We start from the raw sequence: 25,548 nt of genomic DNA on the forward strand, positions 1-25,548 counted from the left end.
TCCGCTCAGGACGCCGCGGTGTTCCCGAACGTGGCGAGGAGCGCCCGGGCGCGGCCACGGAAAGCTTCGTCCTGGCGAATGATGCGGTTCTCGACTCCCGAGCGGACGACGCGGGCGTCGCCGTCTGCGAGGACTTCGAGCCTGCGCAGGTGGTCGCCGTTCAGGGCTGCGCCGCCGAGGGCCTCCAGGGCGTCGCAGGCCCCTGCCGGATCAGCGTCCCACTCGGCCGAGGCCAGGACGGCGGAGGCGAGTGCGGCGTGGTCCAGAGCGGCAGGGTCCGCAACGGCTACGAGGGCCCGGACGACGGCCGGCGCCTGCACCGGATCGCTGAGGGCCGCTTCCAGCCTGGCGGTGAGCGGGCGGCCGGCAGGGCCGAGGAGCGCGGTCGTCCGGGCGGCCCTCACCACCGCCCAGCGGGCCCACTGGCTCTGCGCGGCGCGGTCAAAGACCGACGTGAGGACGGCGACGACAGGTTCAGGGTCTCCTGTGACGCGCCACAGGGCTTCGGCGAGGGCCGTATCCGTGTCCAGCGCGGGCGTGGTGTCCTTGCCCGGGTCACTGAGCGCCCCGCGCAGGAGTGGAGCCAGAGCCGCTCCGCGGGAACCGAGTACGGCAGCGGTCCTGGCTGCGTCGCGCGGATCGCGGCCACCCCGGCCGAGTTCTTGTTCGAGGCATCGCAGCAGCGGCGCGGGATCGTCCGTGAGGTCGTACAGGGCCTTCGCCGCCGGGAGGACATCTCGTTGGGCTGCCGCACGCAGCGCGGTGACGGCCATGTCGCAATCCGCTGGAGCGCAGTCTGCCGCGACGGAGGCAAGGGCACGTACGGCCTGGCCGGGAATATGGGCGACCGCTGCGCACAGCTCGGGCAGCGCAGCCGCCGCCTCGGCGCCCCACCCGGCCAACAGGCTGGTCAGCTGCCACGGTTCGTTGCCGCTGAGCGCCGCGGGCCGGGAGAGGCGGGAGCGAACGGCATCGAGGAGTTCCATGTCGAACGGGAAGGCCGCGCTCTCCGCGTCCCACAGTCCGGTCGCCGCGTCGCGGGCACGCGGGCGGTGCTCGAGGCCGGCGGCGAGGAGTGGGGCAGCCTGCTCGGGTGCGACGAGCACGAGTGCGGCCAGAGCACGGTCGGCGTGATCGTCCTCCCGGTCCGGGTTCCGTCCGGCGAGAGGGGCGAGCACGTCCGCAGCGGGTTCGGCGGCACGGCCCAGCCGCGCCAAGAGAGACGCCATGTCCACCACTGCCTTGTCGTCGACAGCCGCCGCACGCAGGCTCTCCACCAACTGCTGTGGGGCACTGCGCGAGAGCATGCAGGCGCGGTCGGCCGCCCAGGCGCCTTCGGCCCGGACCTCGGCCCGGTTGTCGCGCAGGGCCGCGTCGACCAGGGCGAACGCCGCCTCCCGCTCCGGTCCGTGACCCCGGCCCAGGAGGGTTTCGACGACGGCGGCCAGCGGTTCGCCGCGTTCGAGGTCGAAGTCGGAACGCAAGGAGTCGGCCGGCAGGAGCGACAGCATCGTCGCGTGCAGGGAATTAGACCACGGAGCGTCGGCATCGAGGCAGGCGAAGAGTGCGGCCAACCGCACCACGGCGGGCTGGGACGGGTCCAGGACGGAAACCGCCTCAGCCGCTCCACGCTGCGGGTCGAGCCGAGCGGTCCCGGCCAGGACCTCGGCCCGGACGGCGAGCTCGGTCTCCTCCGCCCAGCGGATCTCCAGGGCGGGCAGGACGGTTCTGCCGTGGCGGGTGTGCGAAACCGCCCAGGCTGCGGTTCGCCGGACGTCCGACTCGGCATCGGCCAGCAACGGCAGAAGCAGCTCCAACTGTGCGGCCACTGCCGCCCGGACACCGCCCGGCGCCACGCCGTACTCGTCCTCGCTCTCGGCCATGCCGCCGAGCAGCCCGAGGACGTCAGCCGTACGGTGGCCCGCCGCCGCGATCCTGGCGAGGAACGGCACCGCTTCCACGCTGGCCGCGTAGACCGTCCCCTGATGCAGCACGCTCCCGTACAGCTCGGACAGCGCTTCGTCCGCCGCAGCGGCGTCCGTGCCTGTCAGAGCCCGGAGCAGGTCGGGAACGTCTTCCGCGCTGCCGTACGCGTGGGAGGAAGAGGCCCAGGGCACAGCGTCCAGGCCGTCGAGCGGGTGTGCGAGATCCATGCGGGGCATGGTGCCATCCGCCCCTGACAGAGCCTCCCCGCAGCCAGCTGCAAGGCTCCTCGGGTGCCCTTCCCCGCTGGTTGAAGCAACCGGCCGCATCACGCGACGGCACATCGGACACATCGGACACAACGGCCTTCAACGCGCGGCTCGGTCGGCAACGCACGAGAAGCACCACGCCGAGGCGTCATCGTGCCCGAGCATCTCTCGACGAAGAGACTGCGGCACGAGCAGGGCCGACACTCGAAGGCAACCGCGGACCGGGCAGGGCCTGGGGGCCTTCGATGCGCTGCTGGAGTTCGGCGATCTGGCCGGTGATGCAGCGGGCGTAGGTGGAGAGCAGGACCGGGACGCTGTTGCCGGCCCATTCGGCGACCTGGGCGGGCGGGATGCCGTTGTTGAGCCAGGTCGTCAGGCAGGTGTGCCGGAGGTCGTACACGCGCTTGCCCACCGGGGAGTTGTACTCGTGCTCGGGCAGGACAGCCTCACGGGCCTTGGCCCAGATGCGCCGGTAGACCGAGCCGGCCAGGAGGCCGCCCTTCTCTCCGGGGAAGAGCAGGTCGCCTGGCTTCAGCTGATCGCGCGCGATCAGGCCCCGAAGGCTCGCGACGAGGGCGGGGTGGACGGGGACGGTGCGGGTGTCGCCGGATGCCCGGCCCTTGAGGTGGCGGGTCTCGTGGGTCTCGCCGTCGTCGGTCCAGTGACTGCCGACCTCGGGCTCTGCCGTGTGGACGCGGAGCTCGCCCCAGCCGGTCGCCGGGAGGACGGCGTCCTCAACCCTCAGGGCGACCGCTTCCTCCGGGCGAAGGCCGGCGTAGTAGAGGGCCGCGAAGAACACGGTGAGCCGGTGGCCGGTGCGGGGGCGGGCGACGATCCAGGCGAGCAGGGCGGCCACCTGGTGGGGGTTGAGGAGGGAGCGCTTGTCGACGGCGCCGGAGGTCTTCGGGGCGGCGTTCTCCTCCTTTCCCTTGGGCATGGGGTTGGCCCGGAGGATGTTCTGGCGGACGGCATGGCGCAGGGCCACGTTGAGGATGCGGCGGTACCGCTTGGCGGAGCTGGCGGCGGCCGGCGTGCCATCGAGGACGGTGTCGAGCGTGTGGAGGACGGCATCGACGTGCTTGGTGTCCTCCCAGGCGCTCATCGGGAGCGAGTGGCGCCGGATCCAGGCCAGGATCGCCCGGTACTCAGGCGGAGCCTCGTTCCGACGGTTCTTGTTGAAGGCGTACTCGCGCAGCGCCTTGCGGACGTCGACGCCCTCGTACTGCACGGGTTCGGCCCGGAGGAGGGCGAGCGTGGCCTTGGTCAGGGCCTTGGCGGTGCTGATGCGGTTGTTCGCCGAGATGCGGGACCACTTCATGTCCACGTACTGGAGGGCGAAGTCGTACCAGGTGATCTCGGTGGACGGCGCAGCGTGGGAAGCAGGCCGGCCGGTGTCCAGGTCGAAGGGCTCGCCATTGTTGGCGGCGACGAGCAGGGTGGCGCGGAAGGACTCGGCGAGCGCGCTCTTCTTGAACGTCTCGCCGTGCCGCCGGCCGTCGACCGACCAGCGGACGGTGTAGGTGGTGCCGCGCTTCCCCTCGTAGACCTCCGTCTTGTAGAAGCGGACCTTGTAGGACCGGTTGGTCACGCGGCGGCCTCGCAGTCGGAGAGCCAGTTCTCCAGGTCGCTGCGGCGAACGCGCAGGCTGCCGTTCGGGAGTTTCACGCACTGGGGCGCGCGTCCCTTCTGGCGCCATTCGTAGAAGGTCGACCGGGAAATCCGGAGCTCTTCACAGAGCTCGTCGACGGTGAGTTTTGCTTCGGAACGGCGGGTGGCGGATATCGGGGGTCGGCGCAAGGTTTCTCTCTTCGGGAATGGACATAGCTCCGGCAGGGACCGGCACGACGGGCGTTCCGGGACCCACAATCATCCGCAGAATTCCCGGTTAGGCTAACCGGCGATCGTCGGCTATGTTGCGCCCGCGCCGACCGGCTCCGGGTGCGTGCGAAGGCCGGCGAGGAGGGCCTGCGGGGCGACCCCGAGGGCCGTGGCGATGGCGACGAGGTCGTCGATGTCGCAGCGCCTGACCGTGCGTTCGATGCGGGAGAGCGCGGTGAACGTCATGGGCCGGCCGAGGGCGGTGACGCGAGCGGCGAGCTGGCGCTGGGAGTAGCCGCGGGTGGTGCGGGTGCGTTCGATGGCGTGGGCGGCGGCTTGTCCGGCGGGTCCGATTTCGAGGGGGCGTGGCGGCATGGGTGGTGTTGTAGCTTGCACGCCGGCCCTTTTGGAAGGGCATTCCTGTCTGCCGTGAGCGATGCGGATCACGCGGCGATTTCCGGCGATGGTTTTGTCAACCGGGATTTCTGGTCTACGGTCACCTGGCCACGGGCGAGACGACTTGTGAAGGGTTCCAGAACCAAGTCTGGACTTTCACGCACCGGGTGTGGCTGTGTTGTCCACGCACCCCGGCGCCGCCGGATTCCCTGCCCCTTCCCGTTTTCGAATGGTGGTCGATCGACATCGCCCGTATCCGCACCATCAAGCCCGAGGCGTTCGCGTCGGAGTCCCTCGCGTCCGTGTCGCTGTCCGCCGAGCGGACCTTCTTCGGTCTGCTCACCCAGGCCGACGACCAGGGCCGCCTCCGCGACCAGGCCGCCGTCATCGCCGGCCAGCTGTGGTCGCTGCGCCGCGAGCACGGGCCGGTGGAGGTCGAGGACGACCTGACCCAGCTCGACGGGGCCGGGCTGATCTGCCGTTACGAGGGCGACGACGGCAAGCGGTACCTGCACATCGTCACCTTCGCCAAGCACCAGAAGATCAACAGGCCCAGCGGAGTGCGCACTCCCCCGTGCCCGCACCACGATCTCGGCGTTCCGCGTGAGCCCTCACCGCAGGTGCTCGGAGCGGTCACGGAGCCCTCCGTGACTCGGCCGGGAGGACTCACGGAGATATCCGCGAACAGCGGATCCGCAGGTCAGGACGGATTCCGTCAGTCCTCACCGCAGACACAGGGAGGGCTCACGGAGCCTGCGGTGAGCCCTCACGGTCCGGATCTAGGACCTAGGAACAGGGATCTAGGAACTACCCCGTCGGGGGGCGCGAGCGCCCCCGCGCCCCAGACCGTCTCGGCGAAGGACCTCATCGGCGAGTACGCCGCCGCGTGCACGCACCGACCGCCCCGAGACGTCCTCAGCCATCTCGGCGGGCAGGTGCGCAAGCTCATCGACGAGGGCATCGACCCCGTCCACGTACGGGCAGGTCTCGCACGGCATCGGGCCAAGGGCCTGCACCCGAGCACCCTGCCCAGCCTCGTCCACGAGGCCATGAACGCCACCACGCCCGCGCCCGCCGCCGCCCACCGCCCGTGGACCAACCCCACCGACGTGGCCGCCGCCTACGGAGGTGACCTGTGACCGCCACCCTCACCCGGGACCCGCACCAAGTCGGCCGGATCGCCGACCGCCTCGGCACCATCCTGACCCAGCGGGGCATCGGCTCCGACGTCATCGCGCACGAGCCGCCGCCGGAGCCCGTCACCGCGCTGGAGCTGGCCGACGCCCGCATCCCCGCCCGCTACCGGCGCGCCCTGACCGACCACCCCCACGTCACCGCCTGGGTGGACGAGATCGCCCGCGCAGGCCGCCCAGGACCGGCAGGCGCACCGGGAATCTCGGAGGGCTCGTCCCTGCTGATCGCCGGCCCCACCGGCACCGGCAAGACCCACCAGGCATACGGCGCCATCCGCGCCCTCCTCGCCGCCGGAGTCCGCCTACGCTGGGAGGCCGTCACCGCCGCCGACCTGTACGCCCGCCTGCGCCCGCGCTCCGGCTCCGAGCGAGCGCGAGCTACAGGCCCTGGCAAAGTGCCCGCTACTGCTCCTGGACGACCTCGGAGCGGCCAAGACCAGCGAGTGGACCGAGGAGCTCACCTACCGGCTGATCAACCACCGGTACGAGCACCTGCGCCCCACCCTGATCACCACCAACCTCCCCACCGCCGACCTACGCACCGCCCTCGGAGACCGCGTCGCCTCCCGCCTCGCCGAGATGACCGAACGCGTCATCCTCGACGGCCCCGACCGCAGGCGCCGCCCCGCGGCCTGACCTCCCTCCCGGGGCACCGGAACACCGCGTTAGTCCCCGGCCTGCGGGGATCCCGACAGGTCCAGCGGGGACCGTACGCGGGACCGAACCCGCCGGAAGCGGGGACCGTCCCCCGCCCTAGGGACCGTCCCCCTGACGACCTGTCGGTCCCCGACGAATACCGGGGACCGGTCCCCGACGCTCGTGGGGACCGGTCCCCAGCCAGAGGTCGCGGCAGAAGCGGGACCGGGGACCGCAAGGATCTGCGCCAGGGGACCGATGAGGCCGGAGGGAACGGGGCGCAACCCGCCGCCACAGGCACGAAACCGCTGCTCAGGGCACCGCGAGGACGGTCCCCGCGTCCGTCCCCTGCGGCGTGCAGAGGCGGTCCCTGGGGAGTTCGCACGCCGGGACCGTCCTGCTCGGTCCCCGATCGGTCCCCAACAGAGCGAGGTACCGCCGCGGCAGGAGCATCGGTCCTGGGGCCGAGTAATGGGGGACCGTCCCCGCTACGAGGCGGTCCTCGATGCGGGACCGACCACCGGGGACCGAAGCCTCGTGGGGACCGGTCCCCAGGGGACCGGGGACCGCGGTGGGGACCAGGGACCAAGGGCTCAGGAACGGGGACCGAGCACGGCGTCCTGCGCAGCCGACCACGGACCCCGCGGATCTCCGACTCAGCTGCGCTTCGCCACCGCGTGCATGCCCTCACCGACCATCCACACAACGACGAGAGAAACGGAGACCAGACATGCGCAACCCGCACCACAAACTTCCCTCCACGCGGCAGGAGGTGACCACCCCTGCCCCGGGCGGAGCAAGGTATGGCGTTGGACCGTCCAAGGGCCGGTCCCACGCGGAAGCCTCCGCCCCGGGGGTGGCGGAGGCAGGTCCCCGGCGCGAGGGCGCGCCAGGGACAGGGGGTGTGCGTGCCGCCGACGAGGCCGCGTTGCGCCGTGTCGCCCGCCGTCGCGCCCGCCAAGAAGTGCAGCGCAAGGAGCGTGTCGACGTCCGCTACAGCGTCGACGAGAAGCAGGCGATCCTCGCCGAGGCCCGCCGCCACAACCTGGCCGGCGCGCATCTCGTCGGCGCCATCGTCATGGCCCACCTGATGGGCGACCTTGCCCTGCCCGAGCAGCGCACCGCCACAGACGACCTGATCGACGAGTACGCGGCCCTGCGCGAGCAGGTCGCCATTATCGGCCGGAATGTGAACCAGATCGCCAAACGCCTCAACTCCGGTGACGAGGCACACCCTGTGGACGCCGCCGTCCTCGCCGAGGCTGGCCGGCTCTTGACCCTGGTGCAGGAGACGGTCACCGCGGTCGACACCGCCGCCCATGTGGCCGCCACGAACCGTTGGGCGGCCTGATTGATCGCGAACATCGTCAAGCCCGGCCACAAAACCCGGGGCGTCCTGAACTATCTCTACGGGCCCGGCCGCGCCAACGAGCACACCGACCCCCACCTCGTCGCCGCGTGGGACGACTTCGTCCCCGACCCCGGCCGCAACCCCGCCGCCACCCTCGCCCAGCTCGCCGACGTCCTCGACCTGCGGGTCAAGCAGGCCGGCCCGAAGGTGCCGAAGAACCACGTCTGGCACTGCTCGATCCGCGCCGCCCCCGAAGACCGCCACCTGACCGACGACGAGTGGGCCGCCATCGCCCGCCGCGTCCTCAACGCCACCGGCATCGCCCCGGCCGGCGACCCCGACGCCTGCCGCTGGATCGCCGTCCGCCACGCCGACGACCACATCCACATCGTCGCTACCAAGGTCCGAGGAGACCTCCGCCCACCACGGAACTGGAACGACTACCTGCGCACCGACAAGGAACTCGTCGCCATCGAGAAGGAGTACGGGCTCCGCCAGGTCCCGCGCGGCGACCGCACCGCCGCCAAGCGCCCCACCCGAGCCGAACAGGAGAAGGCCCGCCGCACGGGAAAAGCCCGGACCTCCCGCGAGCACCTGCGCACCATCGTTCGCACCGCCGTCTCGGCGGCCACCACCACCAAGGAGTTCTTCCGGCTCGTCGAGGAGGTCGGCGCCCTCATCGACGTCCAGTACTTCCCTTCCGGCGACGTCCGCGGCTACAAGGTCGCCCTCGACGGCGACACCAACGCCCAAGGCGAGCCCGTCTGGTTCTCCGGCTCCAGCCTCGCCGCCGACCTCTCCTACCCCAAGATCGCCGAACGACTCGCGACCAGGGAAGCACAGCCTGCCAACCAGACCGAAACCCCGGCCTGGCGACGTCTTTCCATCGCCATCGACCGGATACCCGACCACCTCGCCTACAGCAAGGACCAGGCCGGACAGGCCCACATAACCGTCCTCGCCGAAGCCCTCGACGCACTCCCCCTGGTCGCACCCATCAGCCTCCAGGCCCAGCTGTTGCAGGCAGCCACAACGTTCGAGCGCGCCAGCCGCTCCCGCATCCGCGCTAATCACCAGCAGGCCCAGGCCACTCGACGGGCGGTGAAGGCCGTCCTGCGCGTGCCCCCGCCCAGGGACGGAGCACTCCTCGCAACCGTCCTCGACGCCCTCCTGCTGGCGGTCATCGCCACCCAGCACTGGCACCGCACCCGCAACCACACCCAGCAGGCCGAAGCCGCCCGACAAGCAGCCGAGCACCTCCGTGTCGCCTACCGTGCCGCAGCCACCGAGCCGCTGGCCGTGATCCACCACCGGGGTCAGCGCCTCGCCCGGCCGCTCCAGGAGCGGCAGGCCGCCGCGGTTCGCCAGGTGCTCCCCGACCTGGCCGAGCAGATCCTCGCCGAACCAGCCTGGCCCACCCTCGCTGCCACCCTCAACGACGCCACCACAGCCGGCCATGACCCCGCCGCTCTCCTCACCCAAGCCGCACGCCACCGCGAACTCGACACCGCCACCAACCTCACCGAAGTCCTCACCTGGCGCCTGAAGCGCCTTCCGGACCTGGCAGTCGGAGAGCCCCCGCACGACAGGCCGGCAGACAGAGTTCAGCCTGGGCCTGCCACACCCACGCCAAGGGCGACGCGGTCAGACTCCCTTCCAAGGAACCGCTGACACGGCCCCTGCCCCAAGCGGCTCGGCCGCACGTTCACCGAGTGAGCAGCCAGGGCACCCACTCGGTGAACATCCGCAAGGTTCACCGGGTGAACAGGTCACGGCTCGCTCTCAGGGATGCCGTTCCGCGTCGGAACAGCGACTTCATTCCGGCGCGGAACGCACCCCTTGTTCCGCCCCGGAGCACCGGCGGACCGCTGTTCAGTTTCTGAACAGCGGTGGTGTTCAGAAACTGAACGGCCGTCCTGTTCTGTTACTGAACAAGGCGGCGACTGCCGGTCCAGCAGAACCCGCCCCCATACTGGCGTACGAAGGCGGGCCGTTCCTTCAGGGAACACCGGATGCGTTCCCTGAAGGAACGGCCACCGTGTTCCCCGAGGGAACAGCGCTCGCGTTCCGATTCGGAACACCCGCACCGTTCCGTTTCGGAACAGAGCACCTGTTCCGAAACGGAACAGGTGCGCCACACTCATGAGCGCGCAGGCCGGATCACGTTCAGTCGATCTTTCCCTCCAGCAGCTCCAACGCTTCCTCCCACCGGAAGCGGTCCGCTCCCCCACCCGCCTTCGGGCGGTGCGGCTCGTACGCCCCGACCAGCACGCCCATCTCCCGCACCTGCTCCAGGCTCCGCCCGTACGCTGGGTGCGCGGCCATCGCTGCGTTCACGTACGGCAGCACGACCGTCGGGATGCCCATCCCGTACGCCTCGCACAGGATGCCCAGCGCAAGGGTGTCTGCGATGCCGGCGGCCCACTTGTTGATCGTGTTGAAGGTGGCCGGCGCGACGGCGATGGCGTCGGCGGGCGGGAGCGGGCGCGGGTCGCCGGGACTGCGCCAGGCCGATCGGATCGGATAGCCGGTCTGAGCCTCGATCGCCTTGATGTCGAGGAAGCCGAGCCCCTGTGGTGTGGCTATGACACCGACGCCCCAGCCCTGTTCCTGCGCAGCGGTGATCAGCTTGTGGGCGTCGCCCGCGATGCCAGCGGCGCAGACGACCACATAGAGGAAGGGCTTCCTCGGATGGTCGTTCACTGCCCGTCTCCCCCGTCGGCGGTCAGGAGACTTGCAGCTTCTTCGGCGCAGCCCCACGACAGCGTCACGCCAGCGCCCCCGTGCCCGTAGTTGTGCACGACCGCGGTGCCGTCCTCCAGCCGCTCCGGCTCCACGCAGACCGTGGCCCGGGTCGGTCGGGTGCCGATCCGGTGCTCCAGGACGCGGGCCTCGGCGAGGCGGGGTTCGACCTCGGTGCAGCGGGCCAAGATCCCGGCCGCCGCCTTATCATCGGCCGCGAGGTCGCCTTCGCCGTCGATGGCGGTGCCGCCCAGGACAACGGTGTCGCCGTGGGGGTAGAAGCACAGCAGGTCCGGGGAGAGGCCGGTGTCCTCGGAGAAGAACTCGGTCAGCCCTGGGTTGGTGACGACGACGTGCTGTCCGCGGATGGGCCGAAGGTCAGGGTCCGGGAGCAGATTCTTGGCACCGAGGCCCGTGCAGTTGACGATCGCGGGAGCAGGACCGGCGTCCGCGAGCGAAGCCAGGCGTCGCCGCTCGACCGTTCCCCCAGCGGCATCGAGGCGACGCAGAAGGTAGTCGAGGTAGGTGGGCATGTCGATCAGCGGCACCGTGAACCGGTAGCCGGCCGAGAACCCGGCCGGCAGTTCAGTCGGCTCGCACGGCCGGAAGCCGGGCAGGGTGGTGGCCCAGTCTGGTGGCTCCTCGGCTGTGCGGGACGCCTCCACACCGCTGGTGAGCCGGACGCCCGTCGACGGGTCCTCGGCCAGCTTGCGGAAGATCTCCAGCGACCGTTGTCCCCACCGGTCGACCTTGTCCTTCGGTTCGACCAGGTACGGCCCCCACATCGCCCCCGCAGCCAGCGACGTGACGCCCGGCACCTGTTCGGCGATCACATGCACCGAGGCACCGGCCTCGGCGAGAACGACGGCGGTGGTGAGCCCTGCCACCCCTGCCCCGACAACGACAACGCGCTCCCCTGCGGTCATGATCCTGACCCTAACGGCCAGGTGGCGCCGCCGGGGCGTGTTCGGCGAGGGCATGCTCCAGGGCTGGCAGGAAGCTGCGCACGTGGGCGTTGCGCTGTCGGCGGCGCAGGTCAGCGGCGAGCTGGTGGAGCAGGGCCGCGCTGCGAGGTGAGCGCACGACGTCGAGGCGGTCGGCGACGATCTGGCCGACCTCGCAGGCGGCCTCCAGGTCGCCATGGGCGCTGTGGCCCAGGGCCAGCCAGGCTCCTTCGAACATGGCCCTGCGCTGGCTGGGGTCGCCGCGTGGAACGTCGTACGCCCCGTACCGGAGCATCTCCGCCCCCTGGGCGATGAAGCGCCGTGCCTTCGGGCCGCCGTCCGCCTTCTGCTGCGCGCGGCCCATCTGAATGAGGCCGTACCCCGCCTGGCAGTCCAGGTGGTTGTCGGTGAGGAAGTACATCCAGCGAGGCTCCTCCTGGCTACCGTCCCGGCCGGCGATCAGCTCGCGGGCGGCCCCGCGGGTGTGGGCGAAGTCGTTGTCGCGGCCGGCGGCGGCGTACGCGTACGCGAGCCGCGACAGGACGGATGCCCGGACGACCGGCGGGGCGGCGTCACTGGCGCGACGGGCGGCCTCGCCGAGGGCGATGGCGTCCGCCGGGTGGCCCCGGCTGGCGGCCTGGAAGGAGAGGTCGCCGAGGATGTGGGCGCAGAGGGGCAGGTCGTTGACCTGGTGTGCTGCCCGCAGCGCCGTGGCGAAGTAGCGCTGCGCCAGACCGTGGTCGGCGGCGTCGAAGGCCATCCAGCCGGCCAGCTGGCCGATCTCTGCGAGCGCGCGGATGAGGCGGCTGGCCACAGCGGGAGGGTGACCGCCTTCGCGGATCAGCAGCCCGACAGCGCGGAACTGGGCACCCACGTACGGGAGGTGGCGCGCTCCACCGTGCTCGTCGTCGAGTGCGGAGAGCATGGGCAGGTGTTGCTCGACCTGGTCCACGAGCGGATCGGCACCCACGGACGGCGTGATCCGGGGCGCGTACTGGCCGCGCCCCGCGGTGCCGTCGAGGTACTGGGCGACGATCGCGAGGAGCCCCGCGCCCGAGATCGCGAGGAACCGGCGTCGGTCGACGAGCCCTCCCATCACCCAGTCCTCCACGATCGCCTCCATACCCTGCACGGTCCAGGGCCGTGCGAGATCCGTGTCAGCCGGCACGAGCGCCGAGGAGTCGCCCACGCGGCCCTGCCAGAGTTCGGCCACCGAGACAGGTCTACCCAGTTCCTGGGAGAGCACGTAGGCGGCCATCATCGGTAACGGCGAGCGCGGCAGCGAACCGGCGTCCCGCCAGTGGTACGGCGCCGACTCGGCCACCGTCCCCGCTCCGAACACCCTGTTGAGCTTGCGAGCGAGCGCCTTCGGGCTCCACCCGAGTTCGTCGAGGCACCCCGCCAGTACGGCGTTGGGTTCCCCTGCCTGCGGTGCCACGTTCGACCACCTCTTGCCCCAGTGGTACGGCCATCACTTCTCGCGCCTGCTCATGGTGACGCCCTCGGGCGGCTGATTCACCTCCTTCTCAAGGAAGTTGACCGAGTTGACCCGTTGATCGGGTCCTGCGCGACCGGCCTCCTCCGGTGTTCTTGGATCCCGGCGGAAGGCGCCGCCTTCGGTGCCGACGGAGAAAGGGGTGGGCCTTGAGACACCGCACGAGCACCTCCCGAGCCCGTACGAGCAGCGTGCTGGAGCGCGGCGTCGGACGACCGGCCCCCGTCGCCGGGCAGGCCGACGCCGGGGCCGTCCACGCGACCACGCTGATCACGGATCTGCCGTACGGGCCGAAGGCGGCCGAGGTCGCCCGGGAGGCAGTGGCGGTCGCGCTCCACGGCACCGAGGCGGACCTCCTCGATGACGCCCGGCTGATCACGTCGGAGCTCGCAACGAACGCGTTCGCCTCGGGCAGCCCGCCCCTGGTCCTGTGCGTCGACCGCACAAACCCGACCGCCGGCGGCCTGGAAGTCGAGATCACCGTCACCGACGGAGGCTGCTCTCACCCCGCGCCGTCCTCTCCTCCAGCGTCCGGAGAGGAGGCCGAATCGGGACGAGGGCTCGTCATCGTCGAGGCCCTGGCCGACGCCTGGTCGCTGACGACCGCCGCCCATGGCACCCGCGCCTGGTGCCGACTCACCCGCGGGGTCCGCCCTTCGACCGCCAACACCTGAAGCCCACTCCCGCTATATCCCGACTTCGAAGGAGGCACCACACGGTGCGCATCGACCATGCGACTCCACCACCCCCGCCTACGGCCATACCGGAGGTGGTCCGCCGGCCCCGGGTCGTCGTCGCCCTCCACGAGGGCTTCTACGGCGCGGCGTCGGGCACCGGCTTCAGTAACCGCGCCTTCCTCACGGCGCTGGCCCGCCTGTTGCCGCCGGGCCGCCTCTCCGTGATCACCCCGCACGTGCCGGAAGCGGCCGGAGCGCACGACCGGCGGTGGGCCAGCGAGGTCCAGCAGATGCTGCGACAGGCCAAGGCCGAGGTCATCACGATCCCGGAGGTGCAGGCACCCCCGGACTCGGTCCACGGCTCCGTGCAGCTGTGCGACCTGGCAGGCGAGGCGGCCGTACGCATCGCCGACCAAGCGAGCCGGTGCCTCCTCGTCGGCCTGGACATCCCCTTCCTTGGGCTCGCCCCCTACACGTCGCCGACCACGGACCTGCTGCTCGTGCCCCGCTCCACAACGGCGCTGACGAGGCCCAAGGACATGTCCCGCGTCCGCTGGGAGCGGGACGCCCTGCGGGCGGCGACCGTCCGAGGCGGGCGGATCGGCGCCATCTCGTCCCACATGCGCGGCCACCTCGTCGTCAGTTACGCCGTCCCCCGGGGAAGCATCGTCAGCGTCCCGAACGGACTGATCCAGGAGGAGAAGGCCCCGCCTACGAGCGCGCCACCCCTGCCGTTCAAGGCCCGCGCCGGGTTCCTTCTCGCCATGGGCCGTGCCGTGCCGACGAAGGGCTTCGACGACCTCCTGGATGCGTTGCACCTTCTCAAGGAGCGCGGGGTCCGCGCCCCGCATCTGGTCCTGGCGGCCGTGACCTCGGACGAACACGAGCGCCCGACCTCGTACCAGGAGGACCTGGCGGCGCGCATTCGCGCGTACGGCCTGGACGCGACCCTGATCACGCGCTTCACCCCCTCGATCCGCGCCTGGCTGCACAACCCGGCCCTGCGTGCGGTCGTCGTCCCCTCGCGAGAGGAGCCCTTCGGGCGCATCCCCCTGGAGGCGTTCGCAGCCGGAGCGGGTCCCGTGGTGGCGACCACGGCCGGCGGGCTGGCCCAGACCGTCGTCGAGGGCGAGACCGGCTTCACCGCCATGCCACGTGACGCCAGGTCTCTGGCCGCTGCGCTCCACCGCGCCCTGACCGTCCTGCCCCGCGAACGCGACCGGCTCCGGAGCGCCGGGGCTGCCCTCGTGCGCTCGCGCCACGACTACGAGGCCAGCATCGGCTCCGTCGTCGAACGCCTCGCCCCATGGGCTCTTGTGCCGGCGTCCAGCGCGGAGGGCCGAGCGCGATGAACCGGCCGGTCGTGTTGATCAGTCTGGAGTCCCCGCACTCCTTCTGGCGGCTGTCCGCCGAGCACGAGCAGGCGCTGTCCGCCGCCTTCCCCGGTGTCGAGTTCCGTACGGCGACCGAGGGAGCCGTGCCGCACCAGCTGGCTGAGGCGCACGTCTACTTCGGCTGGACGTTCAAGCCGTCGTGGCTGTTCGGCGCGCCTCATCTGAGGTGGATCGCCTCCCCGGCGGCCGGCACCGACCATCTGCCCGTCGCCGAGGCCCACTCCGTCGGGGTAGCTCTGACTCGTTCGTACGGGTTCCACGGGAGGCCCATGGCCGAGCACGCCATGGGGATGGTCCTGGGCTTCTCTCGCGGGCTGTTCATGAGCCGGCTCGCCCAGCGGAACCGGACTTGGTGGAAGGACGACCTGGCCGAGGAGTTCTTCGACCTGGCAGGGGCGACGATGACCATCGTCGGCTGCGGCAGTATCGGCGAACACCTCGCGCGTGCAGCCCGCTCCTTCGGGATGGACATCATCGGCGTACGGCGGACGCCTCCGGTGGCCGCCGAGGGCGGGATCACATGGATGCACACGTCGGCGGTGCACCAGGCGGTCGCCGTCGCCGACGTGGTGGTCGATCTGCTGCCCGCCAACCGGGCCACGGACCGGTTCTTCGACCACGACCTCTTCACGGCGTTCAAGCCGAAGTCCCTCTTCATCAACCTCGGCCGTGCGGCGACCGTCGACCAGGCGGCCCTCCTGGCCGCCCTCAACGCCGGCCACCTTCGCGGCGCCGCTTTGGACGTCTTCGACCCGAAACCGCTGCCCGCCCGCCATCCGCTGCGGCTCCACCCCCGGGTCGTCCTCACGCCGAAGAGCTCCACTCTCAGCCACACGTACATGAACGAGGCGGCCGCGTTCTTCGCCGACAACCTGCGCCGCTACCTCACCGACCAGCCGCTCAACGGCCTGGCCGAGGTGCCCGCTGCCCGCTTTCCCCTCGTAGGAGGCTGACCGATGCCCGCCACACGCCACCGTGACCTGGCCGCCGCCTTCGCCGCGACCGGCCGCAACCACCCCTACCTGGCCTTCACCCTGAACTCGCTCTGCAACCTGGACTGCGTTTTCTGCAAGCCCCGCTGCATGCCGGACTATGGGCACAAGGACCGTCCTCTGACCGCCTCCGACTACGCGGCTATCGCTGCCGAGGCCGGTGCCTGGGGAATCAAGAAGGCGCACTGCTCCGGTGGTGAGCCGACCCTTCGGGCGGACATCCTCGACGTGATCGCGGGCCTGGCCGACGGCCTCGGGGCCGACGCAGCGATCGGCATGACCAGCCACGGCAACCTGCGCCGCGGTCTGAGCGTCGAGAAGCTTCACGGTGCCGGCCTGACGTACCTCAACCTCAGCCTCCACAGCCTCGGCCCCGACCGGTCCGCCGTGATCATGGGCGGCGGCGACCCGCGCATCACCCGGCGCACCCTCGACACCGCCCTCTCCCTCGGCCTGCGCGTGAAGATCAACTGCGTTCTCCAGCGCACCTACCTGGACGACGCTTTCGCCGTCGCCGAACTCGCCCGCGACCTGCCCATCGCCGTCCGGCTGATCGAACTCCAGAACATCGGCCCCGCCCAGGCACTCTTCGACACCGAGTTCATCAACGAGGCGGAGGTACGCGACCGCCTCCACGAGTGGTTCGCGAACGCCGACGAGGTCCGCAGGGACGAGCTCGGGGTCCGCAGCCCCGGGCAGTACCTCCGCCCCGACGGCTGGGCGGGCTCGATCGGCTTCATCTCCAACTCCAGCTGCGCCACCTGCTCCGACGCCAACCGCATCAAGATCACGCCCACCGGTGTGGCCCGCCCGTGCATCCTCCACAACCGGGACATCCCCCTGAAGCCCCACCTCGCCGAGGGCACCCTCGGCGACGCCTTCGCCCACCTCTTCCAGGCCATGCTCGACCGCAACACCAACGATGCCTGGCAGGGCTTCCACTACGTCGACTACGACCTGCGCTGGGACCGGATGGAGCGCCCCGAAGGCGCCCCGGTCCTGCCCCTGCTCCCGCTCCTGACCACGGACGGGGCCGGGCCCGCCTGCGCCCGCGCCTCCACGGGGGAACGGTGATGACGGTGGTCGAAGCGCCGCCCCTCTACTCGGGGCTCGGAGCGCTGTACGAACGCGAGCTGGACGCCCACGGCGTCGGGGCGGTGATGCTCACCCACAAGTGGCAGCCGGCCGACCTGCTGGCTCCCCACTCCGACATCGACGTACGGGTCCTCGTTCCCCAGGCCCCGGCGAACTGGGAGGAGTGGAACCACCGCCTGGCCGCCGCGCACACCGCCGCCGTCGGTCGGGAGGTATCCCACCGACGCCTCCTGGAGCACCCGCCCGGCTTCGCGTTCACCGTGGCCGAGGCGGACGGACGGCTCGTCTCCGCGCCGGAGCTCGCGACCTGGTCGCTGATCAGCGGGAGCGCCCGGGACTTCCAGCGCTGGAAGTCCCGGGCCCAGATGGCGCCCTGGTGCGAGGTCGACGAACGGTTCTACCGGGGAATCCTCCAGGGGCGGCTGGGCGGCCGGTACCAGCTGGCAGCGGACAGCACCGACAACGTGGTGGAGAACATCGCCGCGTACCGGCGCCACTGTGTGGCCTGGCACTACCTGGCCCCATGCTGGTTCGCCGCCTCCGCGCTCGCGACACGGACCCGCTGCCCCGGTAAGACGGCCGCCCTCACGCAGTGGAGGCCGGACGGGCTCGACGGGTACGCCGAGCTGTTCCTCGGGCACGCCGAAGACCGACCCGATGCCCGTCCGCGGAGTCCGCGGCACCTGCTCCGCACGGCCCATGTCGCTCTAGAGGCTGCGATGCGCCGCGTCCCCGACACCAACATCCCCGTCGGCCAAGGCGAGGAACAGGCCCGTACCGACTGGGTGATGACAGCCGGGATGCTCCGTGTCCGCGTCGCCCGCTGGATGTACTACCTCGACCCGCCGCCCGGCGTGGCGACCGACTACCTGATCCGGCGCGAGGCGAAGGAACTCCAGTCCGCCGCATGGACCCTGAACGCGCTCGCGGCGGACCAGAGCACCTCTGTCCAGCGGCTGGCCGCCCGGATGGCGACGCTGATACCCACCGGACCGACCACCGCCGGCACCCTGCGCGCGACCCTCTCGCTCTGGCACCGGCAGAAGTCCACCGTGCAGGACTTCCTCAGCCTCACGCCCGCTGACGTCCACCCCTGACCCAAGGAGTTCCGACATGCCCGCGCGTGCGCCCCTGCCCCGCGCCCTGAAGACGGCGAAGATCAAGATCACCACGAAGTGCAACCGGTCCTGCGACTTCTGCATCTTCGCCGACGGCGCCCAGGGCGAGAACATGTCCCAGGAGCTGTTCTCCACCATCCTGACCCGGCTGGAGACCATCCCCTTCCAGCAGCTGCACATCAACGGCGGCGAGCCCACCGTGCACCGGGACTTCCCCGCCCTCAGCGACGCGGCCCGCACGCGCCTGCCGGACAAGGTCATGGTCCTGGGCACGAACGCCATCACCCTGGCCCGCAACAAGCGGATCATGGAGGCCACCCTCCGGTCGTACGACCAGGTCCTCATCGGCTGCGACGACGAGCACGAGAACTACGACGAGGTCCACGCCGTCGTGCCCCGCCTCCGCGCGGCAGGCAAGACCGTAGTCATCAACAGCGTCCTGGAAGGCATCAGTTCCACCCGCCTCACGCAGCTCGCGAGGCTGTGCGACAGGTACGGCGCCATCCATGTCACCAACCACGTGCACCACGTCGACGTCGGCCAGCCGGCGAACGAGCTGCGCGGCATCTGCGACCGCTACCTCGACCAGCACCTGATGATCGAGATGGACGGGTCCTGCTACCGCTGCTTCAACGCCATGGCGAAGGACGACAGCGAATTCAGCATCTGGGACGAGGACTTCGCTGCCAAGGTGTTCGCGCCCCGAGGTCACCACTTCCGGTTCTGCCTGCGCTGCCACGAGTACACCGACTCCGGCGCCGCCCTCCTCCCCGCCCCAGCCCTCGCCGTCTGACCCCAGACCGGAGGTACACCACCATGCCCGCAGTCCTCGGACTGAACTTCCACCACGACACCAGCGCCGCCTTACTCGTCGACGGTCGCCTCTACGCGGCCGAGGAGGAACGCTGGAGCGGCGTCAAGCACAACCACCCCACCCGCAAGGGCACGCTCACCTCCCCGACCCGCGCGCTCCAGTGGTGCCTGGAGGCCGCCGGCCTCGAACCGCATGACATCGACGCCGTCTGGGCCGCCTCCATGCGCCCCAACCCCGCCGCCGGCTGGTGGCTGGCCGAGGAGCGCGACGAGCTCGCCGCCCTCCTGCCCGCCCCACTCGGCGAACACCTCCGCCTCCTCTCCCACCACACGGCCCACGTGCTCTCCGGCTACCTGCTCTCCGGCCACGACCACGCGGCGGGCCTCGTCATCGACGCCGGCGGCTCCTCCCTGGGCTCCGACTTCGGCCCTGGCCGGGAGCGCGTCACCGGGTACGACCTGCGCCCCGATCGCATCGACCGCCTCCACCAGGGCATGCCGACCGTCGTGCCCAGCCCGGCCGGCCCCCGGCGCGTCCACTCCTCCCTCGGGCACTTCTACCGGAACCTCGCGCGGCGGGTGATCCCGCCCGGCGACGAGCCCGAGGGCAGCATGATGGCGCTCGCAGCCTTCGGCGATCCCCAGCGCTACGGAGCGCAGATCCGCGAGCTGGTCCGGCTCGGCGACGACGGCGAGCTCCGCATCGATCACCCCTGGGGTTCCGCGGACAGCAGCACACCACTGCTGCTCGGGGGCCGGGCCTGGACCGCCGACAACGTCGCGGAGCAGCCGGACCATAAGCGGGCCGACCTGGCCGCCGCCGTCCAGGAGGTCTTCGCCGAATCGGTCGTCCACATCGCCCGCCACCTGCAACGGCTCACGAGGGCCTCGGCGTTGGTGTTCTCTGGCGGGTGCGCCCTGAACTCCCACCTCAACGGTCAGCTGGCCGCCGACAGCGGCTTCGACACCCTCATCGTGGCACCGGCCCCGCACGACGCGGGCACCGCCGTCGGCGCCGCGCTCTACGGCTGGCACTACCAGCTCGGCCAGGAGCGCCTCCCTGTGCCGACCGACGCGGCCTGGGGTCCGCACCCGGGCGCCCTGCCGGCCACCGCAGTACCGACCGGGTACCGCGCGCTGACCGGCCTCGGCCCGGGTCTGGCGCCCACGGTGGCCACGCTCCTCGCGGAACACCACATCGTCGGCTGGGTACAGGGACAGCTTGAGTTCGGGCCGCGAGCCCTCGGCCATCGCTCGATCCTCGCCCACCCCGGCCACGCCGCCACGCGAGACCGGCTCAACGCGATCAAAAAGCGAGCCACCTACCGCCCCTTCGCCCCGGCCGTCCTCTCCGAGCACGCCACGGAGTGGTTCATGTCGGCGGGCGACCCCTTCATGAACCGTGTCGCCCGCGTCCGCCGATGCCGAGCGGACCGCATCGCCGCAGTCACCCACCACGACGGCACCGCCCGCGTGCAGTCCGTCGCCGCCGACCACCAGGGCCTGCGCGAACTCCTGGACCACTTCCACGACCGCACCGGACTACCGCTACTGCTGAACACGTCCTTCAACCGCAAGGGCACCCCAATCCTGCGGACCGCCGAGCAGGCCGTGTCGGCGACGGCGGACCTGGGCCTCGACGCCCTAGCGGTCGGGGACACCTTGCTGCTCGCCGACCACGTTCCCGACCCCCGTGCCACGGCCCTCCGTAGGAGGTGAGGCGGATGAACCCCACCGACCTGGACCACGTCCTAACCGTGCTCGGCGCCGCCGCGTGGGCCAGGGACGAGCAGTCCCGCGCGCGCGTCGTCGGCGCCCTCGCGCTCACGGTGTACGACGGCCACACCCGCGACCAGGGCACCCCGTACCTGGAACACCCGCTGGCCGTTGTCACGCTCTTGCGCACCGAGATCAGGGTCAGCCACCCCGAGACCCTGCTCCTCGCCCTCCTTCACGACGCCCTGGAGGTGGCCCCCGAATCGGAGGCGCTGCTCGTCCAACACCTCGGCGCCCCTTTCACCTGCCGCCTGCGGGCGATGACAGCCGACCACCGCCTCGAACAGCGCCCCAAGGCCGCCGGCGACGAGTCCAGCTGGCGCTTCAAGCAGGCCGCGCTCCCGTCCGAGGACCTCCTCGTCCGGCTCGCCGACCGCCTCCACAACCTGCGCGATGTCGCCGCCTCACCCAACATCGACCGGCGTCGGCGGTTCCTCCAGAGCCTGAAGGACTTCTACCTCCCGCTCGCCGACGCCGCCTGCGGCCTCAGTCCCCACCTGGCGGCCATGCGCGCACTGCTCCACACCGAGTACGTCCGACACCAACAGGAGGTATGTCCGTGAAGCGGGTCGTCTACTCGATGGAGCCGGTCGGTCGGACCGGTGGCCGGGTCTACCTGCGGATGCTCCATGAGGCGACGGCCGACGACGTGGAATGGCGCACGATCCCGGACCACAAGCGCACCTACAGCGTCCGCCGCTGGCGCAAGCTCCGCCACCTCGCCCGCCTGGCCCCGACCATCCGGGCGCTCGACAGCACCACCGGCACCTTCATGTGGGACGACCTGAGCCTGTTGCTCTTCACGCCGGAGATGCGGGCCCGCACGGTGTTCCTCCTGCACCACTACGAGCCGCTGCAGCACGACTCCGCCCCGGTCGAGGCCATGCTCTGGGAGCGCCTGTTCCGCGCGTTGCCCCAGTGCGCCGCCGTGGTCTGCGTCTCCCCGTACTGGGCCGACTTCCTCCAGGCCCGAGGCGTCCGCAACGTCCGGGTGATCTACAACGCCTTCGACATGACGGAGGTCGAGCGGGCCCGCGGCTTCGACCGGACCGAGTGCCGCGCAGAGTTCGGTCTGTCGCCGGACGTGATCGGCGTGTACGCGGGCAAGGCCGTGCACTGGAAGGGCACCGAGAGGGTCTCGGCGGCCCTGGCCGACACGCCCGGGCTGCGGGTGATCACCAGCGGCAGCAACACCATCGGCTTCGACGGCGCCCACTACGACGTGGAGCGCGAGCGGTACTTGCGGCTGCTGTGCGCGTGCGACGTCGGCGTCTTCCTCCCCCAGATGCGGGAGGGCTGGAGCCGCTGCGCGGCCGAGGCGCTGCTGCTCGGCCTGCCCTGTCTGATCCGCCCGGTGGCCGGCCTGGGCGACCTCGCCGCGCTGACCGGCCAGCCAGCCCCGGACCTCGGCCGACTGCCTGCGCAGGTCCGGGAACGCGCAACGGCACGCCAGACCGAGGCCAAGGCCCCGTACGAGGCCCTGGCCCGCTTCGATCTGAACTACTTCGGCAACGCCTGGGGCGACCTTCTCGCGAAGATCGCCTGACCGGCGGCTACGCCTGCGCGGCGGCCAGCTTCTTCGCCGCCGCGTCCAGACGGGCCAGCACGCGGTCCCGGCCGAGCAGCTCCATGGACTCGAACAGCGGGAGTCCGATCGTGCGGCCGGTGACCGCGACCCGGATAGGCGCCTGGGCCTTGCCCAGCTTGAGGCCGTGCTTCTCGCCGACGGCGAGGAGGACGGCCTTCAGGTCGTCCGCCTTCCAGTTCGCGACGGTGGCGAACTCGGCGCGGGTATCGGACAGGATGTCTCCGGCGCCGGCCTTCATCGCCTTGTTCCACGACGCCTCGTCCTCGACCGGCTCGTCGAGGAACAGGAAGTCCACGTAGCCGGTGATCTCCGACAGCAGCGCGATCCGGGTCTGAGCCAGCGCCGCCGCCACCTCGAACACGTCCTTGTCGAACGCCTCCGGGGCCCACGGCGCGTGCGGAGCGACGAGCCACGGCGCGCAGGCGTTGACGAACTGTTCCGGCGAGAGCGCGCGGATGTAGTCGCCGTTGAACGCCGTCAGCTTCTTCACGTCGAAGAAGGCCGGCGCCGTGTTGACGTCCTCGATCCGGAAGAGCTGCTCCAGCTCCTCGTACGGCATGATCTCCCGGTCGTCGCCGGGACCCCAGCCCAGGAGCATGAGGTAGTTCACCATCGCCTCGGGCAGGAAGCCCTCGGCGAGGTAGTCCTCCAGCGCGACCTTGTCACGGCGCTTGGACAGCTTCTGCCGCTTCTCGTTCACGATCACCGGCAGGTGCGCCCACACCGGCGGCTTGGCGCCGAGCGCCTCCCACAGCAGCTGCTGCTTCGGCGTGTTCGAAAGGTGCTCCTCGCCGCGGATGACCTGCGTGATGCCCTCGTCCAGGTCGTCGACGACGTTGGCGATCAGGAAGACCGGGGACCCGTCACCGCGGGCGATCACGAAGTCCTCGATTGCGCTGTTCGGGAACGCCGGCTCCCCGCGGATCAGGTCGACCACGACGGTCTCGCCCTCGTCCGGCGTCCGGAACCGCAGCGCCCGGCCCTCCTCGAAGGCCAGCCCTCGCTCCCGGCAGAACCCGTCGTACCCGAGGTGGTCCGACCCGGTGCGCTCCTTCAGCTGCTCCCGGGTGCAGTCGCAGTAGTACGCCCGGCTGGCCGCGAAGAGCTGCTGGGCCGCTTCCCGGTGCCGGTCGGCGTTGTGCGACTGGAAGTACGGGCCCTCGAAGGCCGCGTCCTCGCCGTGGATGCCGATCGCCGCGAGCGCGTTAATGATCCCGTCGATCCACTCCGGCTTGTTCCGGGCCGCGTCGGTGTCCTCGATCCGCAGGACGAACGTGCCGCCGGACTGTCGCGCCGCCGCCCAGTTGTAGAGAGCGGACCGTGCACCACCGACATGGAACATGCCGGTCGGGGACGGGGCGAAACGAACGCGAACCGGAGCAGTAGACATGCGCTCCAGAGTACCGACGCCGGACACCCGCCCCGGACCACTCCCCCTACCCCCGCACCGTCGATTTCCGGCCGTCCTCGCCCCTCTACTCGTACGTCTCCTTCCACCGCTCCCGGTGCCGCCGGTCCCCTTGTCCCAGGCCGTTCACCGCGCCGACAGTACGAGGATCGAACTGCTCGTAGATGTCATCGGCGGCCATGCCCTTGAGCCGCTTCCTCAGACGGGCGCTGTCGGCATCACCGCAACCAGGAGTGAGGCGTCCATACTCCTCCGTGCTCAACGCTAGACCGGGCAAGACACCAAGTAGTACGTCGTAGACCTGCTAGACCCAGCTAAACCGGGTATGACCCGCCCAGATGCCGGTAGGGTAAGCGTGGCTGATGTGCTTACGTTGACTGCCGACTGGAGGCTCCACCGTGGCTGAACCGTGGCTTTCCGCCGACGACATCGCCGCCCACCTCGGCATCACGAAGGACACCGTCTATGGGTGGATCGCCGAGAAGGGCATGCCGGCCCACAAGCTCGGCCGTCTCTGGAAGTTCCAGACCAGTGAAATCGATGAGTGGGTGCGCAGTGGCGGTGCCGCGTCATCGAGTGACCACACAGAGTCAGGCTGACCTGAGAGCTCTCCGCCCACTGGGATGGCGTCGGTGTCGGCTGAGTGCTGTATCCTGATTAACTTTCCTGATTCCCGAAAGGAGGTGCCCCGTGGTGGAACGGACCGCCCCTGCGTCGCGCTATGCGCTCTCGTTCACCAGTGGTGCCCTCCTCATGCGCGAGGCTTCCATCGCTGCGCCGCTGTACCTGCGCGAGCGTGACTGGTCGAAGGTGTGCGCAGTGATCGAGCAGGACAACCTGCTCCAGGCTCGCACGGTCGCGTCGGGGCGACGCCTCACCCGTGAGGTCACCCAGCGACTTACCGTGCTCACCGACGGTGAGATTGAGGTGCTCGTCGACGCGCCGGCCACTGAGCGCGGGCACCTGTTGTGGGCGGCTGCCTGCCGCCGCTATGACCTGATCGGCGAGTTCGCCGAGGAGGTGGCGCGTGAGCGGTTCCTTCTGCTGGCATCGACGCTCACGTACGAAGACTTCGACAGTTTCGTTCGCGGCAAGGCTCTATGGCATACCGAGCTGACTGAAGTCAAGGGCTCGACGCTGCGCAAGCTGCGCTCGAACGTGTTCCTGATGCTTAACGAGGCCGGCCTGCTCTCCGGCCGCGGACACCTGGTCCAAGCCGTGCTATCGCAACGGGTCGCGACTGCCTTGTCCACGCGTACCCCGAGCGATCTGCGGTTCTTCCCCACCAGTGATCACGATATAGGGAGGGCCGAGTGGTGACGCCGATCGAGCTGTCCAATCAGGAAGAGCATCTGTTTCAGGTGCTCAGCGGCAAGCGGTTCCTCCAGATGGAGGGCCTGAGCAACGAGGTGCCGTTCTTCATCTACCCCTACGACCCCGAGGACGCCCTCGTGGTCGCGGGGGCCAAGAAGCGCATCAAGAACCGACTGGCCAACAAGGGCATTGAGGTCCGTGAGATCAATCTCTACGACCTGTCGGTGGAGATGCTCAAAGAACGCGGAGTCTGGGATCGCTTGCTCGCCCTCGAACCGGATCAGGACAAAGCCGACTTCCGCGAGCTGCTTCAGGGGATGCTCGACCCGCAGGACCACATCTCGCCTGCGATCCGCGCCAAGCTCGCCGAGGGCGACTTCGACATCTTCTTCCTCACAGGCATTGGCGAAGTCTTCCCGTACATCCGCTCACACAACGTGCTGAACAACTTGCAGAGCGTCGTAACAGGTAAGCCGATGCTCTTGTTCTTCCCTGGCCGCTACGAGCAGTCCGACACGTTGGGGTCGTCGCTCGTGCTGTTCGGGCGACTCAAAGACGACCAGTACTACCGAGCCAAGAACATCTTGGAGCAGGAGGCGTGACTCG

General features: G+C 70.4%; 23 protein-coding genes and 1 pseudogene. 16 read left to right on the plus strand and 8 right to left on the minus strand.

Going from position 1 to position 25,548, the window contains the following annotated elements:
• Nucleotides 1–5: 5 nt before the first annotated feature.
• From ACIQFX_RS11915 to ACIQFX_RS11930, 4 genes are all read right to left on the minus strand, one after another.
• The gene (locus ACIQFX_RS11915) at nt 6–2,153 is read right to left on the minus strand and encodes a hypothetical protein (RefSeq protein ID WP_402461271.1); all 2,148 of its coding nucleotides are present in this window, start codon (nt 2,151–2,153) and stop codon (nt 6–8) included.
• Between the two features lie 187 nt (nt 2,154–2,340).
• Complete coding sequence (locus ACIQFX_RS11920) at nt 2,341–3,780, minus strand: tyrosine-type recombinase/integrase (protein WP_402461273.1); 1,440 nt, start codon at nt 3,778–3,780, stop codon at nt 2,341–2,343.
• Complete coding sequence (locus ACIQFX_RS11925) at nt 3,777–3,989, minus strand: helix-turn-helix transcriptional regulator (RefSeq protein ID WP_402461274.1); 213 nt, start codon at nt 3,987–3,989, stop codon at nt 3,777–3,779. The genes ACIQFX_RS11920 and ACIQFX_RS11925 overlap by 4 nt, the downstream gene beginning before the upstream one ends.
• A 111-nt stretch (nt 3,990–4,100) precedes the next feature.
• Entirely contained in the window at nt 4,101–4,385 is a 285-nt protein-coding gene (locus ACIQFX_RS11930) for a helix-turn-helix domain-containing protein (RefSeq protein WP_402461276.1), read from the minus strand.
• Nucleotides 4,386–4,651: 266 nt separating this feature from the next.
• Here ACIQFX_RS11930 and ACIQFX_RS11935 point away from each other — a divergent pair, with 266 nt between their 5' ends.
• The 4 genes and pseudogenes from ACIQFX_RS11935 to ACIQFX_RS11950 all read left to right on the plus strand — a co-directional run bounded on the left by ACIQFX_RS11935 (nt 4,652) and on the right by ACIQFX_RS11950 (nt 9,257).
• A complete protein-coding gene (locus ACIQFX_RS11935; protein WP_402461593.1) occupies nt 4,652–5,545 on the plus strand; it encodes a hypothetical protein in 894 nt (297 codons plus the stop codon).
• Nucleotides 5,542–6,235 (plus strand): annotated as a pseudogene (locus ACIQFX_RS11940) (ATP-binding protein). The gene ACIQFX_RS11935 and the pseudogene ACIQFX_RS11940 overlap by 4 nt, the downstream one beginning before the upstream one ends.
• 904 nt (nt 6,236–7,139) lie before the next feature.
• On the plus strand, nt 7,140–7,586 hold the full coding sequence (gene mobC / locus ACIQFX_RS11945) for a plasmid mobilization relaxosome protein MobC (RefSeq protein ID WP_402461278.1): 447 nt from the start codon (nt 7,140–7,142) through the stop codon (nt 7,584–7,586).
• Nucleotides 7,587–9,257 (plus strand): relaxase/mobilization nuclease domain-containing protein, encoded by a 1,671-nt coding sequence (locus ACIQFX_RS11950; RefSeq protein WP_402461280.1) that lies wholly within the window; start codon nt 7,587–7,589, stop codon nt 9,255–9,257.
• A 495-nt stretch (nt 9,258–9,752) separates the two neighbouring features.
• On the opposite strand, the gene ACIQFX_RS11955 is transcribed toward ACIQFX_RS11950, so the two are convergent.
• Genes ACIQFX_RS11955 through ACIQFX_RS11965 form a run of 3 tightly spaced genes read right to left on the minus strand, consistent with a single transcriptional unit; the run spans nt 9,753 to nt 12,710 of the window.
• Complete coding sequence (locus tag ACIQFX_RS11955) at nt 9,753–10,289, minus strand: flavoprotein (protein WP_402461282.1); 537 nt, start codon at nt 10,287–10,289, stop codon at nt 9,753–9,755.
• Nucleotides 10,286–11,254 (minus strand): FAD-dependent oxidoreductase, encoded by a 969-nt coding sequence (locus tag ACIQFX_RS11960; RefSeq protein WP_402461284.1) that lies wholly within the window; start codon nt 11,252–11,254, stop codon nt 10,286–10,288. Before ACIQFX_RS11960 ends, ACIQFX_RS11955 begins: the two co-directional genes overlap by 4 nt.
• A 10-nt stretch (nt 11,255–11,264) precedes the next feature.
• Nucleotides 11,265–12,710 carry a carph-isopro domain-containing protein gene (locus ACIQFX_RS11965; RefSeq protein ID WP_402461285.1) on the minus strand — a complete coding sequence of 482 codons (1,446 nt, stop codon included), beginning with the start codon at nt 12,708–12,710 and terminating at the stop codon, nt 11,265–11,267.
• A 206-nt stretch (nt 12,711–12,916) separates the two neighbouring features.
• Between ACIQFX_RS11965 and ACIQFX_RS11970 the strand changes: the two genes are divergently transcribed.
• From ACIQFX_RS11970 to ACIQFX_RS12010, 9 genes are read left to right on the plus strand one after another with little or no spacing between them, the layout of a single operon-like run.
• Nucleotides 12,917–13,441, plus strand: coding sequence for an ATP-binding protein (locus ACIQFX_RS11970; RefSeq protein ID WP_402461286.1), 525 nt, complete (start codon nt 12,917–12,919; stop codon nt 13,439–13,441).
• Nucleotides 13,442–13,485: 44 nt separating this feature from the next.
• Entirely contained in the window at nt 13,486–14,796 is a 1,311-nt protein-coding gene (locus ACIQFX_RS11975; RefSeq protein WP_402461288.1) for a glycosyltransferase family 4 protein, read from the plus strand.
• Nucleotides 14,793–15,791 (plus strand): D-2-hydroxyacid dehydrogenase, encoded by a 999-nt coding sequence (locus ACIQFX_RS11980; RefSeq protein WP_402461290.1) that lies wholly within the window; start codon nt 14,793–14,795, stop codon nt 15,789–15,791. Before ACIQFX_RS11975 ends, ACIQFX_RS11980 begins: the two co-directional genes overlap by 4 nt.
• A 3-nt stretch (nt 15,792–15,794) precedes the next feature.
• Nucleotides 15,795–16,904, plus strand: a complete 1,110-nt coding sequence (locus ACIQFX_RS11985; RefSeq protein WP_402461292.1) for a radical SAM protein — start codon at nt 15,795–15,797, stop codon at nt 16,902–16,904.
• Nucleotides 16,904–18,022, plus strand: a complete 1,119-nt coding sequence (locus ACIQFX_RS11990) for a hypothetical protein (RefSeq protein WP_402461294.1) — start codon at nt 16,904–16,906, stop codon at nt 18,020–18,022. Before ACIQFX_RS11985 ends, ACIQFX_RS11990 begins: the two co-directional genes overlap by 1 nt.
• A gap of 16 nt (nt 18,023–18,038) precedes the next feature.
• Nucleotides 18,039–18,836, plus strand: coding sequence for a radical SAM protein (locus tag ACIQFX_RS11995; RefSeq protein ID WP_402461295.1), 798 nt, complete (start codon nt 18,039–18,041; stop codon nt 18,834–18,836).
• A 23-nt stretch (nt 18,837–18,859) separates the two neighbouring features.
• Nucleotides 18,860–20,575 carry a carbamoyltransferase C-terminal domain-containing protein gene (locus ACIQFX_RS12000; protein WP_402461297.1) on the plus strand — a complete coding sequence of 572 codons (1,716 nt, stop codon included), beginning with the start codon at nt 18,860–18,862 and terminating at the stop codon, nt 20,573–20,575.
• Nucleotides 20,576–20,580: 5 nt separating this feature from the next.
• Complete coding sequence (locus ACIQFX_RS12005) at nt 20,581–21,195, plus strand: HD domain-containing protein (protein ID WP_402461298.1); 615 nt, start codon at nt 20,581–20,583, stop codon at nt 21,193–21,195.
• Entirely contained in the window at nt 21,192–22,178 is a 987-nt protein-coding gene (locus ACIQFX_RS12010) for a glycosyltransferase (protein ID WP_402461595.1), read from the plus strand. Before ACIQFX_RS12005 ends, ACIQFX_RS12010 begins: the two co-directional genes overlap by 4 nt.
• A 7-nt stretch (nt 22,179–22,185) precedes the next feature.
• On the opposite strand, the gene gltX is transcribed toward ACIQFX_RS12010, so the two are convergent.
• The gene (gene gltX, locus ACIQFX_RS12015) at nt 22,186–23,562 is read right to left on the minus strand and encodes a glutamate--tRNA ligase (protein ID WP_402461597.1); all 1,377 of its coding nucleotides are present in this window, start codon (nt 23,560–23,562) and stop codon (nt 22,186–22,188) included.
• Nucleotides 23,563–24,026: 464 nt separating this feature from the next.
• Between gltX and ACIQFX_RS12020 the strand changes: the two genes are divergently transcribed.
• From ACIQFX_RS12020 to ACIQFX_RS12030, 3 genes are all read left to right on the plus strand, one after another.
• Nucleotides 24,027–24,227: a helix-turn-helix domain-containing protein gene (locus ACIQFX_RS12020; RefSeq protein WP_356081587.1), complete on the plus strand. Its 201-nt coding sequence runs from the start codon at nt 24,027–24,029 to the stop codon at nt 24,225–24,227.
• A 91-nt stretch (nt 24,228–24,318) separates the two neighbouring features.
• Nucleotides 24,319–24,948 (plus strand): DUF1819 family protein, encoded by a 630-nt coding sequence (locus ACIQFX_RS12025; RefSeq protein ID WP_402461300.1) that lies wholly within the window; start codon nt 24,319–24,321, stop codon nt 24,946–24,948.
• Nucleotides 24,942–25,544, plus strand: coding sequence for a DUF1788 domain-containing protein (locus ACIQFX_RS12030; RefSeq protein ID WP_402461301.1), 603 nt, complete (start codon nt 24,942–24,944; stop codon nt 25,542–25,544). Before ACIQFX_RS12025 ends, ACIQFX_RS12030 begins: the two co-directional genes overlap by 7 nt.
• Nucleotides 25,545–25,548: the final 4 nt, after the last annotated feature.

It is taken from the genome of Streptomyces sp. NPDC093089 (assembly GCF_044754405.1).
Classification (GTDB): domain Bacteria; phylum Actinomycetota; class Actinomycetes; order Streptomycetales; family Streptomycetaceae; genus Streptomyces.

Coding starts and splice junctions, on each gene's coding strand:
- ACIQFX_RS12005 (WP_402461298.1), top strand. CDS start 20,581: ATGAACCCCACCGACCTGGACCACGTCCTAACCGTGCTCGGCGCCGCC.
- ACIQFX_RS11930 (WP_402461276.1), bottom strand. CDS start 4,385: ATGCCGCCACGCCCCCTCGAAATCGGACCCGCCGGACAAGCCGCCGCC.
- ACIQFX_RS11985 (WP_402461292.1), top strand. CDS start 15,795: ATGCCCGCCACACGCCACCGTGACCTGGCCGCCGCCTTCGCCGCGACC.
- gltX (WP_402461597.1), bottom strand. CDS start 23,562: ATGTTCCATGTCGGTGGTGCACGGTCCGCTCTCTACAACTGGGCGGCG.
- ACIQFX_RS11995 (WP_402461295.1), top strand. CDS start 18,039: ATGCCCGCGCGTGCGCCCCTGCCCCGCGCCCTGAAGACGGCGAAGATC.
- ACIQFX_RS11915 (WP_402461271.1), bottom strand. CDS start 2,153: ATGGATCTCGCACACCCGCTCGACGGCCTGGACGCTGTGCCCTGGGCC.
- ACIQFX_RS12000 (WP_402461297.1), top strand. CDS start 18,860: ATGCCCGCAGTCCTCGGACTGAACTTCCACCACGACACCAGCGCCGCC.
- ACIQFX_RS11980 (WP_402461290.1), top strand. CDS start 14,793: ATGAACCGGCCGGTCGTGTTGATCAGTCTGGAGTCCCCGCACTCCTTC.
- ACIQFX_RS11960 (WP_402461284.1), bottom strand. CDS start 11,254: ATGACCGCAGGGGAGCGCGTTGTCGTTGTCGGGGCAGGGGTGGCAGGG.
- ACIQFX_RS11990 (WP_402461294.1), top strand. CDS start 16,904: ATGACGGTGGTCGAAGCGCCGCCCCTCTACTCGGGGCTCGGAGCGCTG.